This is a genomic window from Ruegeria sp. CL3 (assembly GCF_056536505.1).
Genome location: NZ_JBQFPT010000001.1, coordinates 166,368 through 181,313, shown reverse-complemented (window position 1 = coordinate 181,313; position 14,946 = coordinate 166,368). Strand labels below are relative to the sequence as shown.

The window sequence follows — 14,946 nt, the reverse complement described above, 5'->3', positions numbered from 1 at the left end:
TCTTGCCTCGCCCATCCTGCGCCATCTTTTGTGGCGCTCGACCTGATGGCGGGTCAAGAACGGGATGTCCTCTTGACGCTGCCTCACAAGCCTGAGCATGTATGTCCCGACATTATACCGTGGCCCGGGGCTGCATCGCCAGCCTGAAATGCCCAAACGAAGACAAGTGCCAAATGCTGCTGCTGATCGACAACTACGACTCGTTTACCTACAACCTGGTGCATTATCTGGGCGAACTTGGGGCCGAAATGGTCATTCGCCGAAATGATGCGCTGGACGTACAAGAGGCCATGGCGATGAATCCCGCCGGAATTCTGCTGAGCCCCGGCCCCTGCGACCCGGATCAGGCGGGCATCTGCCTTACCCTGACCGAAGCCGCAGCCGAGACCAAAACTCCGTTGTTGGGTGTTTGCCTTGGGCATCAGACCATCGGGCAGTCTTTTGGCGGCAAGGTCGTGCGATGCCATGAGATCGTGCATGGCAAAATGGGCACCATGAACCACACCGGCAAAGGTGTTTTCGCCGGGCTTCCTTCGCCCTTTGAGGCCACGCGCTATCACTCGCTAGTGGTTGAACGCGAGAGCCTGCCCGACTGCCTCGAGATCACGGCAGAGCTGGAAGACGGCACCATCATGGGGATGCAACACAAAGAGCTGCCCATCCACGGTGTCCAGTTCCACCCGGAATCCATCGCGTCCGAGCATGGCCACGCCCTCCTCAAGAACTTCCTGCAAGAGTTGAAAGTCCCCGCATGAGCGACGCCCTGAAACCGCTGATCGGAGCGTCCGCCGACCGCCCTCTGACCCGTGCCGAGGCCGAGCAGGCCTTTGCCATCCTCTTCGACGGCGAAGCCACGCCCAGCCAGATCGGCGGTCTGTTGATGGCAATGCGCACGCGCGGTGAAACGGTTGAGGAATACGCCGCCGCCGCCGCCGTGATGCGCGCAAAATGCAACGCGGTGAAGGCACCCGAGGGAGCGATGGACATCGTCGGAACGGGCGGTGATGGCAAGCACACCCTCAATATCTCCACCGCGACGGCCTTTGTGACTGCCGGGGCCGGTGTGACGGTCGCCAAACACGGCAACCGCAATCTCAGCTCGAAATCGGGGACCGCTGATCTGCAGTCGCAGATGGGGATCAACGTGATGGTCGGCCCTCAAGTGGTTGAAAAGGCGCTGAATGAAGCCGGTATCTGCTTCATGATGGCCCCCATGCATCACCCTGCGATCGCTCATGTCATGCCCTCGCGACAAGAGCTTGGAACCCGCACGATCTTCAACATTCTCGGGCCATTGACCAACCCTGCATGCGTGAAGCGTCAGCTAACCGGTGCCTTCACGCGCGAGCTGATCCGCCCTATGGCCGAAACGCTGGGTCTGCTGGGGTCTGAGCGCGCGTGGCTGGTACATGGTTCAGACGGCACGGATGAACTGACAATCACCGGCATAAGCTGGGTCGCCGCTTTGGAAGACGACCGCATCAAGGAGGTCGAACTGCATCCCGAAGATGCTGGCCTGCCCGTCCATCCGTTCGAAGACATCGTCGGCGGCGCACCCGAAGACAACGCCGTCGCGTTCCGCGCTCTGCTCGACGGCGCGCCCTCGGCCTACCGCGATGCGACGCTGTTGAACGCGGCGGCCGCTCTGGTCGTGGCTGATGCCGCGTCAGATCTGCGCGAAGGTGTTGAAATGGCTGCTGAAAGCATCGACAGTGGCAAAGCAAAAGAAAAAGTTACCGCGCTGGCGCGGATCACACAGGAAGCTGCATGACCGAGACCGTTCTGGACAAAATCAAAGCCTACAAGCTGGAAGAAATCGAAGCGGACAAGGCGCAAAAATCCCTGGATGAGCTTGAAAGCGAAGCCAGGAGCGCACCCGAGGTTCGCGGCTTTGCCGAAGCTCTGCGTAAAGCCGCCCGGTCTGGCTATGGCCTGATTGCCGAGGTGAAAAAGGCCAGCCCGTCCAAAGGTTTGATCCGTCCCGACTTTGATCCGCCGCTTCTGGCGAAAGCCTATGAAGAAGGCGGTGCGGCCTGTTTGTCGGTTTTGACCGATACACCCAGTTTCCAGGGTTCGAAAGACTACCTGACCGCCGCACGTGCCGCGACCAACCTGCCCGCGCTGCGCAAGGATTTCATGTACGACCCCTATCAGGTCGTCGAGGCGCGTGCCTTGGGCGCCGACTGCATCCTGATCATAATGGCCTCGGTCGAGGACACTCAGGCCGCCGAGTTGGAACAGACAGCGTTCGACTGGGGTATGGACGTCCTGATCGAGGTTCACGATCAGGAAGAGTTGGAGCGCGCAACAGAACTCAAGAGCCCGCTGATCGGGATAAATAACCGTAATCTCAAGACCTTCGAAACCACTCTGGATACAACGCGTCGCCTGTCCAAGCTGGTGCCCGGAGATCGCACCATCGTATGTGAAAGCGGCTTGAGCACACCCGAGGATCTGGCGGATATCGCCCGCTACGGCGCGCGCTGCTTCCTGATCGGTGAAAGCCTGATGAGGCAGAATGACGTCACCGCGGCCACCCGCCACATCCTCTCAAACCCGCTGATCCCCGGGGTGATGTGATGCCGCTCACTCACTTTGATGCGCAGGGGCAGGCTCATATGGTCGATGTCTCGAACAAAGAGGTGACCGACCGCGTGGCCGTAGCCGCCGGTCACATCAAGATGGCTCGAGAAACGTTTGATTTGATTTCAGAAGGTCGCGCCAAAAAAGGTGACGTTCTGGGTATCGCACGGCTTGCGGGGATCATGGGGGCTAAGAAAACCCCGGACCTGATCCCGCTTTGCCACCCTCTGCCGGTGACCAAGGTCGCGGTCGAATTGACGCTTGATCCCGACCTGCCCGGCGTTCAGATCGAGGCGACCGTGAAAACCTCTGGTCAGACAGGGGTTGAGATGGAGGCACTGACCGCCGTCTCGACCGCAGCGCTGACCGTTTATGACATGACCAAGGCGGTCGACAAGGCGATGGAGATCGGCGGCATTCGCGTTTTGCTGAAAGATGGCGGCAAATCAGGGCGTTACGAGGCGACATGATCACTGTCGAAGACGCCCGCGCCCTGCTTTTTGATCTAGTTGAAACGCTTCCCGTAGAAACCGTCCCTCTGGCCGAGGCCGCAGGTCGCGTGCTGGCGAAGGACGTGAGCGCTACGCGTGATCAACCGCCTTTCGCGGCCTCATCAATGGATGGCTATGCGGTCAAAGCGGCCGAAGTCGAGCTGCACGCCATGTTCAAACTGGTGGGTGAATCGGCCGCCGGAAACCGCTTTGACGGCGTGGTGGGTCCGGGTCAGGCCGTGCGTATATTCACCGGCGCGCCAGTACCGGAAGGCACTGATTTCGTTGTGATTCAGGAAGATGTCGACCGTAAGGGCGACCTGATCACCATCAGCGATGATCCCGGGCGAAAGACCAACATCCGACCGGCGGGCATTGACTTCACAAAGGGCACCACAATCACCGCCCCGCGCGTGATCCGCCCGGAAGATATAGCGCTCATGGCGGCTATGAATATCCCTCAGGTCCCGGTTGCGCGGAAACCTCAGATCGCGTTGATCTCGACCGGGGATGAACTGGTGATGCCCGGAGAGGTTCCGGGTCCGGATCAGATCATCGCGTCGAATACGTTCGGTTTGAAGGCGCTGTTGGAGCGTGAAGGCGCGCATGTTCGCATTCTCCCTATCGCGCGGGATACAGCATCGTCGCTGGAAACCGCCTTTGGGCTGGCCAAAGGTGCGGATTTGGTGGTCACGATCGGAGGCGCCTCTGTCGGCGACTATGATCTTGTCTCTGACGTCTCCGAGGCGTTGGGCATGGATCGGTCCTTCTACAAGATCCGCATGCGGCCCGGAAAACCTCTGATGGCCGGTCGCATGGGGGATGCAGCGATGGTCGGGTTGCCCGGAAACCCTGTGAGCGCAATGGTTTGCGGCTATCTGTTCCTTGTTCCGTTGGTCCGGCGAATGCTCGGGTTGGAGGCCTTACTCAACCCGTTCAAAACGGCCGTACTGACCGAACCGCTTGCAGCCAATGGTTCGCGTGAACATTACATGCGCGCTATCCTCGATGAAAGCGGCATTCGCGCCTGCGCAGATCAGGACAGTTCCTTGCTGAGCGTTCTGGCCGACGCCAATGCCTTGCTGATGCGTCCGCCCAAGGATCCGGCCTTGCCCGTAGGGGCCCAAGTTCAGTACCTGTCACTGTAGAACATCCTCAAAAACGTTGACACAAAACGTGAACATGCGTAGAACAAATGCAAACGCATAAGCGACGAGGTATGAGCGATGCTGACCAAGAAGCAGCTGGATTTGCTGGAATTCATCCACAAACGTGTACAAGCAGACGGCGTTCCGCCTAGCTTTGACGAAATGAAGGCGGCGCTGGACCTTCGATCGAAATCCGGCATCCACCGACTGATCACAGCGCTTGAAGAACGCGGCTTTATCCGGCGTCTGGCACACCGCGCTCGCGCGATTGAGATCGTGAAACTGCCTGAAAGCCTGGGCGGAGAACCCACGGCGGGCTTCAACCCACGCGTGATCGAGGGCGACAAGCCCGAAGGCACGCGCCCTGCGAATTTCGAGCCGGTTTCGGTTGATGCGATGGAGCTGCCCGTTATGGGCCGGATTGCCGCCGGTGTCCCGATTGAGGCAATCAGCCATGTCTCGCACAAGGTGGCCGTGCCCGGCCCGATGGTCTCGGGCCAAGGGTCGCACTATGCACTTGAAGTACGTGGAGATTCGATGATCGACGCCGGGATCAACGACGGCGATGTTGTGGTGATCCGCGAAACCTCAACCGCCGACAATGGCGATATCGTCGTTGCTCTGGTCGAGGATCAGGAGGCGACGCTGAAACGGTTCTTCCGCCGTGGCAAAGCCATCGCGCTGGAGGCTGCGAACCCCGCCTATGAAACCCGCGTTCTGCCGCAGGAAAAAGTAAAGGTTCAGGGCCGTCTGGTCGGATTGATCCGGACCTACTGATTGCCCGTTTTCGCGCGGGTCCCCGTGGATTTCGGGGACCACAGCCGATCGCCGGTCATCTCGGCGCTTGACGTGATTTTGCCGCCTGAGATTAACAGGCTTCCGGTCTCATACAGCCGGTCCGGGTCGAAAATGGTGCAATTTCCACTAAGTTTCAGATCGACCGAAGACACAATGATCTGACCGGTTTTGCATTCGTCAAACGCAAGCGCCGCGCGTTTGCCGGTCAGGTGGATCACCTCGGCCCCGGTCAGAGCGATCCTTTGCACACGATCCGCGTGGCCCAGCCATCGACTGGCCGCCTGGCCTTGTGTCAGACCGTCTCCGTCATTCTCAAGCCAGACTGTCGCCGCGAACCCGCTGCCCTTTTCTTTGCTGAGCGCGCGGCCCTCAGTGGTCATGACGCCGACCAGCCCACCGGATTCGGCGATCAGAACCTCAGGTCGGCTACCCGAAGTCCAAAGCGCGAAGGCCAGGACCACCGGAGCCACCCCAACCCATCGCGCGCGACCCCGCCACAAAGCCAGCCAAAGCGCCCCTAGCGCGATCATGGGCAGAACAATCCAAGGCGGGCGGATCACATAGCCCAGAGATCCGTCCAACCCGGACACCCACTCCGCGATCATCAAAATCCAACGCAGTCCTAACCCCATTAAGTTTAGCGCGATCCACTCCAGCCCAAAAGGCGACAATAGCGCCGCGACAACTGCCGCGGGGACGACGACGGACCCCATGACAGGCACCGAAAGCAGATTGGCCAGCAGGCCGTAATGCGACATTGTATTGAAATGCGCGGCTCCGATTGGTGCGGTAGCAAGGCCCGCGATGGCAGAGGACATGAGAAGGCCAACGACGGCTTTGGACCATTTCGGACCTCGCATGGGTCCGAAATCACGCAGCGCTCCGAATACAGCGACCAAAGCGGTTGTCGCCGCGAATGACATTTGAAAGCCGGGGCTGAGCAGGGTTTCGGGGCGCAGGGTCAACACAATCAATGCGGCCACAGCGACTGCCCTTAGCGAAATGGCGCGCCGGTCGATCAGAACTGCTCCGAACATGACGCTGACCATGACAAAGGCCCGCTCGGTCGCAACATTGCCGCCGGATAGCATCAGGTAGATCACAGCCGCGAACAGCGCACAACCAGCGGCAAGTTTGCGGACGGGCAAACGGAGGGCCAAAACGGGGATTGCAGACAATCCAATGCGGCAGGCCATGAACACAAACCCGGTTAGCAACCCCATATGCAGGCCTGAAATCGCCAGCAGATGCGCAAGATTTGACGCGCGCAGCGCATCGAGCGTGTCTTGCCCCATGCTGCTCCGGTCTCCTGTCGTGACGGCGGCTGCGAACCCTCCGACCTCGTCCGGAAGATGGGCGCGCACATGGTCCGAGATTGCCATGCGAATGGCCGTGACCCGAACGCCCTGCAACGCGTCCTGCGGCGGCGCGATGGTCATCACCGGCACCCGCGTGTACCCGACAGCACCAAGCCCCTGAAACCAGGCGTGACGGCGGAAATCGAACCCTCCGGGCTCGACAGGGCCTTGCGGCGGGGACAGATGCGCCGTGGTCATGATCCGTTTTCCCGGCGCGATGGGCCCGACCTCGGAATGAACGGAAAGACGGATGCGCTGCGGACGTCGGTGCTCTGGCACGTCCCCTACCCGCACCTGATCCAACGTCAATCGCAGCGCATCCGAGGCGGAGCGGTCCATGGCGACGACCCTCCCCTCGACAGGGCCATAGTATCGCCATGACAGAACCGGTTCCGCCACCATGTGGGCGCGGGCACCCGCAAGCAGAAAGCCAGCCGCTACCAGCGCCCCCCCGATTGCCAACGCGCCCCATCCGGCGGGCAACACACGACTCAAGCCGATCAAAGCCAATCCTGCGACGGCCAGACCCAGGTACAAAGTTCCCTCTGGTTCGAACCGCAATCCGAAATAGAGACCGATCCCAAGGGCCAAACACACCGGAGACCACGGAAACAAAAACCCGATCTGGTTCAGCAGCGCCAACCGGACCTGTGCGAGAACACGCATGGTTGCCCCCGTCCTTGAGGCTCGTTAGACAGGCACCAAGCTAAGCCCATCGCGGTTACCAAAAGGTTAATCAACACAATGTCCGATCAGGTCGTCACCCGTTTCGCCCCTTCGCCTACCGGTTTTCTTCACATTGGCGGCGCGCGTACTGCGCTGTTCAACTGGCTCTATGCGCGTGGTCGTGGCGGCAAGTTCCTGTTGCGAATTGAGGACACGGACCGCGAACGCTCGACCCCCGAGGCCACGGCGGCGATCCTGCAAGGGATGGAGTGGCTGGGTCTGGATCATGACGGAGATGTCATTAGCCAATTCGAAGGGGCTGCGCGTCATGCCGAAGTTGCGCATCAGCTTCTGGCCGAGGGCAAAGCCTATAAGTGTTTCTCGACTCAGGACGAAATCGCGGGTTTTCGTGAGCAGGCGCGGGCCGAGGGTAAATCGACCCTGTTCCGCAGCCCATGGCGCGATGCCGACCCGGCCACGCATCCGGATATGCCCTTCGTGATCCGCATCAAAGCCCCGCAGGACGGCGCCACGGTGATCCGTGACCAAGTGCAGGGTGACGTGACCATCCGAAACGACCAGTTGGACGACATGGTTCTGCTGCGCTCGGACGGCACACCGGTCTATATGCTAGCGGTTGTTGTGGATGACCACGACATGGGCGTAACGCATGTGATCCGGGGCGACGATCACCTGAACAACGCCGCGCGCCAGATGATGATCTACGAGGCAATGGGCTGGGATGTTCCGGTGTGGGCTCATATCCCGCTGATTCACGGGCCGGACGGCAAGAAGCTGTCGAAGCGTCACGGTGCCTTGGGCGCGCAGGAATATCAGGCGATGGGCTATCCCGCCGCTGGTATGCGAAACTACCTGACCCGCTTGGGTTGGAGCCACGGGGATGACGAGTTTTTCACCGATGAACAAGCCAGGGAGTGGTTCGATCTGGGCGGAATCGGCAAAAGCCCGGCGCGGTTCGATCTGAAAAAGCTCGAGAACCTGTGCGGCCAGCATATTGCGATCTCAGATGATGCTGCGCTGCGGCATGAAATCGAAGCATACTTGGCGGCAGCCGACCTGCCACCTCTCTCAGAAACACAATCCAGTGATCTGGAAAGCGCGATGTATTGTCTCAAGGACCGCGCTCGGACTTTCCCGGAACTGCTTGAAAAAGCGCATTTTGTACTGACCTCGCGCCCCATCGAGTGCGATGAGAAAGCCCAAAAGGCACTGTCATCTGTATCCGATGGTATACTGAGTGAATTGACGCCGCAGCTGCAAAATGTTAGCTGGTCCCGGAACGAGCTGGAGGAGGCTCTGAATTCCTTTGCAGAAGCAAAGGAGGTCAAGTTCGGTAAGCTGGCAGGCCCGCTTCGGGCGGCATTGGCGGGTCGGGCAGTCACTCCTTCGGTTTTTGACATGATGCTTGTGCTGGGGCGCGATGAAACCCTGGCGCGGCTTTCTGAAGCAGCGGATTAAACCCAATCTTCATATTCGGGTAACGCTGTACCGCTAACACACCCGGGCTGCGCGCCCGCGCGCAGTCATTGCCCGCAGGTCAGGGCGATGAACTGACCTGCGCACAAATGAAGAAGGGACAACCATGACTGATAGCAATAAGACAGCAACTCTGACCGTCCATGGCAAAGAGTATGAGTTGCCCGTTCACTCTCCAACTGCTGGGCCTGATGTTGTCGATATTCGCAAGCTCTATGGTCAGGCAGGTGTGTTCACCTACGATCCCGGCTTTACTTCGACCGCCAGCTGCGACAGCACCATCACCTATATTGATGGCGATAAGGGTGAGCTGCTGCACCGCGGCTATCCGATTGATCAACTGGCAGAGAAATCCCACTTCCTCGAAGTCTGTTATCTGCTTCTTTACGGAGAGCTGCCGGTCGCAAAAGATCTTGAAACCTTCGAATCCACGATCACACGTCACACCATGCTGCACGAACAGATGCAGTATTTTTACCGTGGCTTCCGTCGCGACGCGCATCCGATGGCCATCATGGTTGGCGTCGTCGGAGCGATGTCGGCCTTCTATCACGATTCGACCGATATCTCGGACCCGCATCAGCGCGAGGTCGCCTCGCACCGCCTGATCGCCAAGATGCCAACGATTGCGGCCTGGGCCTACAAGTATCACACCGGTCAGCCCTTCGTATATCCGCGCAACGATCTGGACTATGCATCGAACTTCCTGCGCATGTGCTTCAGCGTTCCGGCCGAAGAATATGAGGTCAACCCGATCCTCAGCCGTGCGATGGACCGTATCTTTACCTTGCACGCCGATCACGAACAGAACGCGTCGACCTCGACCGTGCGTTTGGCGTCCTCTTCGGGCGCGAACCCGTTTGCCTGTATCGCGGCCGGTATCGCCTGCCTCTGGGGTCCGGCGCATGGTGGTGCGAACCAGGCCTGCCTTGAGATGCTGGAAGAGATCGGCACCGTCGATCGCATCCCCGAATACATCGCGCGCGCCAAAGACAAGAATGATCCGTTCCGCTTGATGGGCTTCGGTCACCGGGTTTACAAAAACTTCGATCCGCGTGCGAAGGTGATGAAGCAATCGGCGGATGAGGTGCTGGATCTGCTGGGTGTTGAAAACAACCCCAAGCTTCAGGTCGCCAAAGCGTTGGAAAAACAGGCTCTGGAAGATCCGTATTTCGCCGAGAAGAAACTGTTCCCGAACGTGGACTTCTATTCGGGCATCATCCTCGAAGCGATGGGCTTCCCAACCTCGATGTTCACACCGATCTTCGCCCTGTCGCGCACAGTTGGCTGGGTCAGCCAGTGGAAAGAGATGATCGCCGATCCTCAGAACAAGATTGGCCGCCCGCGTCAGCTGTATCTGGGCGAAACACTCCGCGACTACGTGGATATCGAAAAGCGCTGAACCGCGCGTTAAACCAAACAGAACCAAGGCCCCGGACGTTCTCCGGGGCCTTTTTTTGATCCTGAATTGTTGTAGCGCTGCGTCACTTGCACCGGCGGTTTTTGCGCCTGCTTCTCTCAGCCTAAGACCATGGATATGGTCTCGTGACGTTGTAGAAACCGTGTGTTGCGATGGTATGTCGGTTCCTTCAAATAGCCATTCTGGCGTTCTTTGCGTTTCCGGCGTCTGGTTTGGCGCAAGGGATTCTTGAGGACATTTTCAAACAGATCCAGCGCGAAAACGCGGCGGGTTCTCTGGCGATTTTGGGCCTTGCTGGCATCCCTGATGACTCGGCCAGTGCGATCTCCCTGCAATCGAACACGGGAAACCGCGAGTATGATTTCAAATCTGCGCAATTGGGCGGTGGCTTTCGACTGAGCGAAGGCGTGCCCATCTACCTTGAAGGCTATATAGGCTATGCGCGCTATGACCCGGTCCTGTTCTTTTCTGGCTCCGGCGAAACCACCACGTTGCCACTTAAATGGACAAGCGCCGCTGTAACAGGCGGTATCGGTTACCAATTTGACTTAGGAGAGCGCTGGAAACTGACGCCCATGGCGCATATTTCGATTGGGCGCACCCAATCTGACACGTCAGTCGCTGCCCAAGTGATCGCCGAGCGGCTTGGCATAGAGGCTGATTTCCTCGAAAGCGGCGGTCTCTGGGCCGGAGGTGCGGGCGGCTCCCTGACGCTGGACTACGCACGCCCTCTGACCAATGACCGAGAGTTCGAGATGAGCCTTCGCTACACGCATATCGAATACTGGCCCATTGGTGATGACGAAGACCTCCTCGTGCAATCAACGGCTGCAAATGCAGTGCTTTGGTCACGGTACAGGTTTCCGACAGGCGGTCGGATGTTTGGTCGACCGGTGCGTTGGGTCGGGGATCTGTCTATCTCTTACCTGGTCGGGGATCAGTCGATTGTTCTGGGCACAGATTGGCTGGCCCGCGTCGGCGGCGGGATCGAGGTTGACCTCTCCGACACCTGGGTTCCATGGGTAAGCACAACCCGGATCATGGTCCGCTACTATGGCAGCGACACGGTCAACGGGTTCACAGCCGGGATCGGCATCAGCTTCTGACGCGCGGTCTAAAACAGGCTCATCTGATCGCCCGGCTGCGCAGGTTTTGCGAAAAGATCGCGACGCAGGTCTTCGGATTTCACCTTCAAGCCCAAACGTTTGACGGCCACCTTGAAGCGCTTTGCGATCAACTCGGCATACTCGCCTTCTCCGCGCATCCGGTGTCCCCAGCGCGGGTCATAGTCGCGCCCGCCATGCATTTCCCGCAGCCGTGCCATGACCTTTTCGGCCCGCGCGGGCTCATGTTCGGCCAGCCAGTCCTGCCAAAGGGCTGACACCTCGCGGGGCAGACGCAACATGATCCAACTCGCGGTGTCGGCACCGGCCTCATGCCCGGCCTCCAGCAGAGTCTCCAGTTCGTGATCCGTCAACCCGGGCACAACGGGCGAGGTCATCACCCGCACTGGCACCCCTGCTCCGGTCAGACGTCGGATGACCTCCACCCTCCGTTTGGGAGACGGAGCGCGCGGCTCCATCCGGCGAGAGAGGTCAGCGTCCATAGTTGTCAGGGATATCCCGACGCGTACCAGCCCCAGCGCTGCCATGGGCGCAAGAATATCCATATCCCTCTCGATCAGTGTCCCTTTAGTCACGATCGCTATGGGGTGGTTGAAATCCCTCAGAACCTCAAGACAGGCCCGCGTGATCCCGCGTTCTTTTTCAACGGGTTGATAAGGATCGGTGTTAGTGCCCAATGCAATCGGCGCGACCTTGTAGGACCGTGCGGACAATTCCTTGCGCAGTACCTTGGCTGCATTGCCACGCGCGGTCAAACGGGTCTCAAAATCCAGCCCTGCCGACAGTCCAAGGTAGGCATGACTGGGCCGCGCAAAGCAATAAACGCAACCATGTTCGCACCCCCGATACGGGTTGATCGAGCGGTCGAACGGCAGGTCGGGAGAGCGATTATAGGTGATCACACTGCGCGCCACCTCGTCCCGGACCTCGGTCCTCAGAAGCGGTTGGTCTTCTTCGATGTCCCAGCCGTCATCCGTTTGGACCGTGGCAAGTTTTTCAAAGCGACCCGCGTCGTTGGATGCGGTCCCCCGAGCGCGGATATTGGTTTGAGGTTGCATTTGTTCGCCTTACGTTCTCATACTATAGGTAAGCGAATACTGAACGCGAGGCAACCACCCCCTGTTTTAGCTAACCTGAGCCAGACACAGGATGATCATGCATATTATTCTGTCGCCCGATGCCGATTTTTGACATAAACGTCGGTCCCGAAACCGCCGAGGTCGCAATCGTCACAGTAAATCTGCGACGTTTTGGCCAAAACGAAAAAAATGCCACCCCGGACCAAGGGTCCGCACAGCTCAGGAAAACACCCCATGTCCGACGAAGAAGACATCATCCTGTCCGAACTGAACGACGAAGAGCTTGTTGAACAGATGTTCGACGATCTCTACGACGGCTTGAAAGAAGAGATCGAAGAAGGCACCAACATCCTTCTCGAGCGCGGCTGGACCCCCTACGACATCCTGACCAAAGCTCTGGTCGGCGGCATGACCGTGGTTGGCCACGACTTCCGCGACGGTATCCTGTTCGTGCCCGAGGTTCTGCTGGCCGCCAACGCCATGAAAGGCGGTATGGCGATCCTGAAGCCTCTGCTGGCTGAAACAGGCGCACCGCGCGTGGGCAAGATGGTCATCGGCACCGTGAAGGGCGACATCCACGACATCGGCAAAAACCTTGTTTCGATGATGATGGAAGGCGCTGGCTTCGAAGTTGTAGACATCGGCATCAACAACCCGGTCGAGAACTACCTGGAAGCGCTGGAAAACGAACAGCCCGACATCCTGGGCATGTCGGCCCTGCTGACCACGACCATGCCTTACATGAAGGTTGTGATCGACACGCTGGTCGAGCAAGGCGTTCGCGATGACTACATCGTTCTGGTCGGCGGCGCACCGCTGAACGAAGAGTTCGGCAAAGCCATCGGCGCTGACGCATATTGCCGTGACGCGGCTGTGGCTGTTGAGACCGCTAAGGACTTCGTCTCGCGCAAGCACAACCAGCTGGCGGGATAAGAACACCGTTTCTGTTCTGAAAGGGCCGCTCGATTTCGGGCGGCCTTTTTGTTTCAAGCCGCGTTTTCGGGCAAAATCACCCGGACCAGCCAGGCAGAGGACTCCGGAATGTCGCATAACCAGCATCCCGATGACGCCCGTCTAACGACCGATGGATATGACGAAACCGGCAAGGGGCGTATCCTTTTGCTGGCCTGCGGGGCCTTGGCGCGCGAGATTCTGGACCTCAAGAACCGCAACGGCTGGGACCATATGGACCTGACCTGCCTACCCGCGATCCTTCATGTCCACCCTGAGAAGATCACTCAGGCCGTTGAAGATGCGATTGCCAAGCATCGTGAGCAGTATGATCAGGTCTTCGTCGTCTACGCAGATTGCGGCACTGGCGGCCTGCTACAAAAGGCATGCGACCGGCTGGATGTCGAGATGGTCAAAGGCCCACATTGCTATTCGTTCTTCGAGGGGAATGAGGCCTTTGCCGCAAAGGGTGAGGACGAGACAACCGCATTCTACCTGACCGATTTTCTGGCCCGGCAGTTCGATGCATTCGTCTGGAAACCGCTGGGGCTGGATCGTCATCCTCAGCTACGAGACATGTATTTCGGGAACTACACCAAACTGGTCTATCAGGCCCAAACAGATGATCCCGCGCTGACGGCACGCGCAAAAGAATGTGCTGAGCGTATGGGTCTGGATTTTGAGCGCCGCTTGACCGGCTATGGCGATCTGGAAACCACGTTGACCGATTGGGCGACCAGAACGCGCTGACGCTACGCTTTTTCCTGCGCAACCTCGCGGATGCGTTCGATCATCGCCCTCAGACCGTTCGACCGCTGCGCGGACAGGTGGTCATTCAGGCCCAACCGCGCCAGCTCTCCGCCGGCATCGACCTTGATCACTTCGGCCACTGACAAGTCGTTGTAAAGCAGTCGTAAAACTGCGATCAGGCCACGGACGATCAGCGCATCGCTATCCCCATCGAAACGAAACACGCCGCCATCGATCATCGGGTGCAGCCACACTTGGCTGGCGCAGCCGTCCACTTTGGTGGCTGGAACTTTCAGCGCATCGTCCAGTGGCTCCATCGCCTTGCCCTGTTCGATCACATGGCGATAGCGGTCCTCCCAATCTTCGAGGAACTCGAAATCTTCGACAATTTCTTCAAAGGCGGGCGTTGCCATGGCGCGGCGGTCCTTCTGTTTCATTCACAATTGTGACCTATGCCGACCATAGCCCCCTGTCCAGCCCTCGCCGTGGCTTTTCAAGGCAAGGAAATTGCGCTAACCCATTGCGTGAATGACTGTTAAAGCCGTGGGTCCATGCAAAAATCACTGTCTCTTCTTATCATCGCCGCGTTGACCCTGTCTGCCTGCAATAGCTGGCGCAATTCACGGGCGAACCCGTCGAACTGGTTCGGATCCAGCCAGCCAGCCCCGGTCGAAACCGCCCCGGTAGACGAGGCCTATGCCCTGGTGCCAAGACAAAGCGATGGCATCGGCTTGTTTGATCGTCCCGTAGAAGAAGACACCAGCGTTCCAATTGCAAAAATCGACGAGCTGCGGATCGACGCAACGCCCACCGGAGCGATCGTATATTCCTCGGGCACGGCGCAACGCCAAGGCGCGTTCAACGCCCGTCTGGTTCCAGTGAATTCGGAGGAAAACCAGAAGAACGGCGTGATGGAATTCACCTTTCTCGTGAATTACCCAAAGTCGCAGACTGCGCAGGGTACTGAGCGTTCGCGCATGGTTTCCGACGCCATCAACGTCTCCCGGCAAGAGCTGGAAGGCATTCGCCTGGTCCGCGTGGTTGGGCAGCAAAACGCCCTGGAATCGCGTCGCCGCTAAGC

At 58.9% G+C, this 14,946-nt stretch carries 15 protein-coding genes; 12 read left to right on the top strand and 3 right to left on the bottom strand.

What is annotated here, in order from left to right; genetic code table 11:
• Positions 1-173: 173 nt before the first annotated feature.
• The 6 genes from ACR0NO_RS00915 (at position 174) to lexA (ending at position 4,999) form a co-directional block, all read left to right on the top strand.
• Positions 174-755, top strand: coding sequence for an anthranilate synthase component II (locus ACR0NO_RS00915; protein ID WP_480722831.1), 582 nt, complete (start codon positions 174-176; stop codon positions 753-755).
• Positions 752-1,771 carry an anthranilate phosphoribosyltransferase gene (trpD, locus tag ACR0NO_RS00910; RefSeq protein WP_480722676.1) on the top strand — a complete coding sequence of 340 codons (1,020 nt, stop codon included), beginning with the start codon at positions 752-754 and terminating at the stop codon, positions 1,769-1,771. The genes ACR0NO_RS00915 and trpD overlap by 4 nt, the downstream gene beginning before the upstream one ends.
• Positions 1,768-2,580 (top strand): indole-3-glycerol phosphate synthase TrpC, encoded by an 813-nt coding sequence (gene trpC / locus ACR0NO_RS00905; protein WP_480722675.1) that lies wholly within the window; start codon positions 1,768-1,770, stop codon positions 2,578-2,580. Before trpD ends, trpC begins: the two co-directional genes overlap by 4 nt.
• A complete protein-coding gene (gene moaC / locus ACR0NO_RS00900) occupies positions 2,580-3,053 on the top strand; it encodes a cyclic pyranopterin monophosphate synthase MoaC (protein WP_480722674.1) in 474 nt (157 codons plus the stop codon). Before trpC ends, moaC begins: the two co-directional genes overlap by 1 nt.
• Positions 3,050-4,222 carry a molybdopterin molybdotransferase MoeA gene (locus ACR0NO_RS00895; protein WP_480722673.1) on the top strand — a complete coding sequence of 391 codons (1,173 nt, stop codon included), beginning with the start codon at positions 3,050-3,052 and terminating at the stop codon, positions 4,220-4,222. The genes moaC and ACR0NO_RS00895 overlap by 4 nt, the downstream gene beginning before the upstream one ends.
• 78 nt (positions 4,223-4,300) lie before the next feature.
• Positions 4,301-4,999: a transcriptional repressor LexA gene (gene lexA / locus ACR0NO_RS00890; protein ID WP_480722672.1), complete on the top strand. Its 699-nt coding sequence runs from the start codon at positions 4,301-4,303 to the stop codon at positions 4,997-4,999.
• Here the strand turns inward: lexA and ACR0NO_RS00885 are convergent.
• The gene (locus ACR0NO_RS00885; RefSeq protein WP_480722671.1) at positions 4,993-7,044 is read right to left on the bottom strand and encodes a ComEC/Rec2 family competence protein; all 2,052 of its coding nucleotides are present in this window, start codon (positions 7,042-7,044) and stop codon (positions 4,993-4,995) included. The genes lexA and ACR0NO_RS00885 overlap by 7 nt on opposite strands.
• A 78-nt stretch (positions 7,045-7,122) precedes the next feature.
• Here ACR0NO_RS00885 and gltX point away from each other — a divergent pair, with 78 nt between their 5' ends.
• From gltX to ACR0NO_RS00870, 3 genes are all read left to right on the top strand, one after another.
• Positions 7,123-8,523: a glutamate--tRNA ligase gene (gene gltX / locus ACR0NO_RS00880; protein WP_480722670.1), complete on the top strand. Its 1,401-nt coding sequence runs from the start codon at positions 7,123-7,125 to the stop codon at positions 8,521-8,523.
• A gap of 124 nt (positions 8,524-8,647) precedes the next feature.
• The gene (gene gltA, locus ACR0NO_RS00875; RefSeq protein WP_170373816.1) at positions 8,648-9,943 is read left to right on the top strand and encodes a citrate synthase; all 1,296 of its coding nucleotides are present in this window, start codon (positions 8,648-8,650) and stop codon (positions 9,941-9,943) included.
• Between the two features lie 230 nt (positions 9,944-10,173).
• Positions 10,174-11,067: an autotransporter outer membrane beta-barrel domain-containing protein gene (locus tag ACR0NO_RS00870; RefSeq protein ID WP_419738028.1), complete on the top strand. Its 894-nt coding sequence runs from the start codon at positions 10,174-10,176 to the stop codon at positions 11,065-11,067.
• A gap of 8 nt (positions 11,068-11,075) precedes the next feature.
• Here ACR0NO_RS00870 and ACR0NO_RS00865 read toward each other — a convergent pair whose 3' ends face one another.
• Positions 11,076-12,143 carry a PA0069 family radical SAM protein gene (locus tag ACR0NO_RS00865; RefSeq protein WP_480722669.1) on the bottom strand — a complete coding sequence of 356 codons (1,068 nt, stop codon included), beginning with the start codon at positions 12,141-12,143 and terminating at the stop codon, positions 11,076-11,078.
• A 255-nt stretch (positions 12,144-12,398) separates the two neighbouring features.
• Between ACR0NO_RS00865 and ACR0NO_RS00860 the strand changes: the two genes are divergently transcribed.
• Both ACR0NO_RS00860 and ACR0NO_RS00855 read left to right on the top strand, forming a co-directional pair.
• Positions 12,399-13,097 carry a corrinoid protein gene (locus tag ACR0NO_RS00860; RefSeq protein WP_170373819.1) on the top strand — a complete coding sequence of 233 codons (699 nt, stop codon included), beginning with the start codon at positions 12,399-12,401 and terminating at the stop codon, positions 13,095-13,097.
• Positions 13,098-13,205: 108 nt separating this feature from the next.
• Entirely contained in the window at positions 13,206-13,865 is a 660-nt protein-coding gene (locus ACR0NO_RS00855; protein WP_480722668.1) for a DUF1638 domain-containing protein, read from the top strand.
• Positions 13,866-13,867: 2 nt separating this feature from the next.
• On the opposite strand, the gene ACR0NO_RS00850 is transcribed toward ACR0NO_RS00855, so the two are convergent.
• Positions 13,868-14,278 carry a SufE family protein gene (locus ACR0NO_RS00850; protein ID WP_480722830.1) on the bottom strand — a complete coding sequence of 137 codons (411 nt, stop codon included), beginning with the start codon at positions 14,276-14,278 and terminating at the stop codon, positions 13,868-13,870.
• Between the two features lie 138 nt (positions 14,279-14,416).
• On the opposite strand from ACR0NO_RS00850, the gene ACR0NO_RS00845 reads away from it, so the two are divergent.
• Positions 14,417-14,944 carry a hypothetical protein gene (locus ACR0NO_RS00845; RefSeq protein ID WP_480722667.1) on the top strand — a complete coding sequence of 176 codons (528 nt, stop codon included), beginning with the start codon at positions 14,417-14,419 and terminating at the stop codon, positions 14,942-14,944.
• The last annotated feature ends 2 nt before the right edge of the window (positions 14,945-14,946 follow it).

What these genes read in the sequence shown, in the direction of transcription:
- ACR0NO_RS00915 (WP_480722831.1), top strand. Translation starts at nt 174, where the DNA reads ATGCTGCTGCTGATCGACAACTACGACTCGTTTACCTACAACCTGGTG.
- trpD (WP_480722676.1), top strand. Translation starts at nt 752, where the DNA reads ATGAGCGACGCCCTGAAACCGCTGATCGGAGCGTCCGCCGACCGCCCT.
- trpC (WP_480722675.1), top strand. Translation starts at nt 1,768, where the DNA reads ATGACCGAGACCGTTCTGGACAAAATCAAAGCCTACAAGCTGGAAGAA.
- moaC (WP_480722674.1), top strand. Translation starts at nt 2,580, where the DNA reads ATGCCGCTCACTCACTTTGATGCGCAGGGGCAGGCTCATATGGTCGAT.
- ACR0NO_RS00895 (WP_480722673.1), top strand. Translation starts at nt 3,050, where the DNA reads ATGATCACTGTCGAAGACGCCCGCGCCCTGCTTTTTGATCTAGTTGAA.
- lexA (WP_480722672.1), top strand. Translation starts at nt 4,301, where the DNA reads ATGCTGACCAAGAAGCAGCTGGATTTGCTGGAATTCATCCACAAACGT.
- ACR0NO_RS00885 (WP_480722671.1), bottom strand. Translation starts at nt 7,044, where the DNA reads ATGCGTGTTCTCGCACAGGTCCGGTTGGCGCTGCTGAACCAGATCGGG.
- gltX (WP_480722670.1), top strand. Translation starts at nt 7,123, where the DNA reads ATGTCCGATCAGGTCGTCACCCGTTTCGCCCCTTCGCCTACCGGTTTT.
- gltA (WP_170373816.1), top strand. Translation starts at nt 8,648, where the DNA reads ATGACTGATAGCAATAAGACAGCAACTCTGACCGTCCATGGCAAAGAG.
- ACR0NO_RS00865 (WP_480722669.1), bottom strand. Translation starts at nt 12,143, where the DNA reads ATGCAACCTCAAACCAATATCCGCGCTCGGGGGACCGCATCCAACGAC.
- ACR0NO_RS00860 (WP_170373819.1), top strand. Translation starts at nt 12,399, where the DNA reads ATGTCCGACGAAGAAGACATCATCCTGTCCGAACTGAACGACGAAGAG.
- ACR0NO_RS00855 (WP_480722668.1), top strand. Translation starts at nt 13,206, where the DNA reads ATGTCGCATAACCAGCATCCCGATGACGCCCGTCTAACGACCGATGGA.
- ACR0NO_RS00850 (WP_480722830.1), bottom strand. Translation starts at nt 14,278, where the DNA reads ATGGCAACGCCCGCCTTTGAAGAAATTGTCGAAGATTTCGAGTTCCTC.
- ACR0NO_RS00845 (WP_480722667.1), top strand. Translation starts at nt 14,417, where the DNA reads ATGCAAAAATCACTGTCTCTTCTTATCATCGCCGCGTTGACCCTGTCT.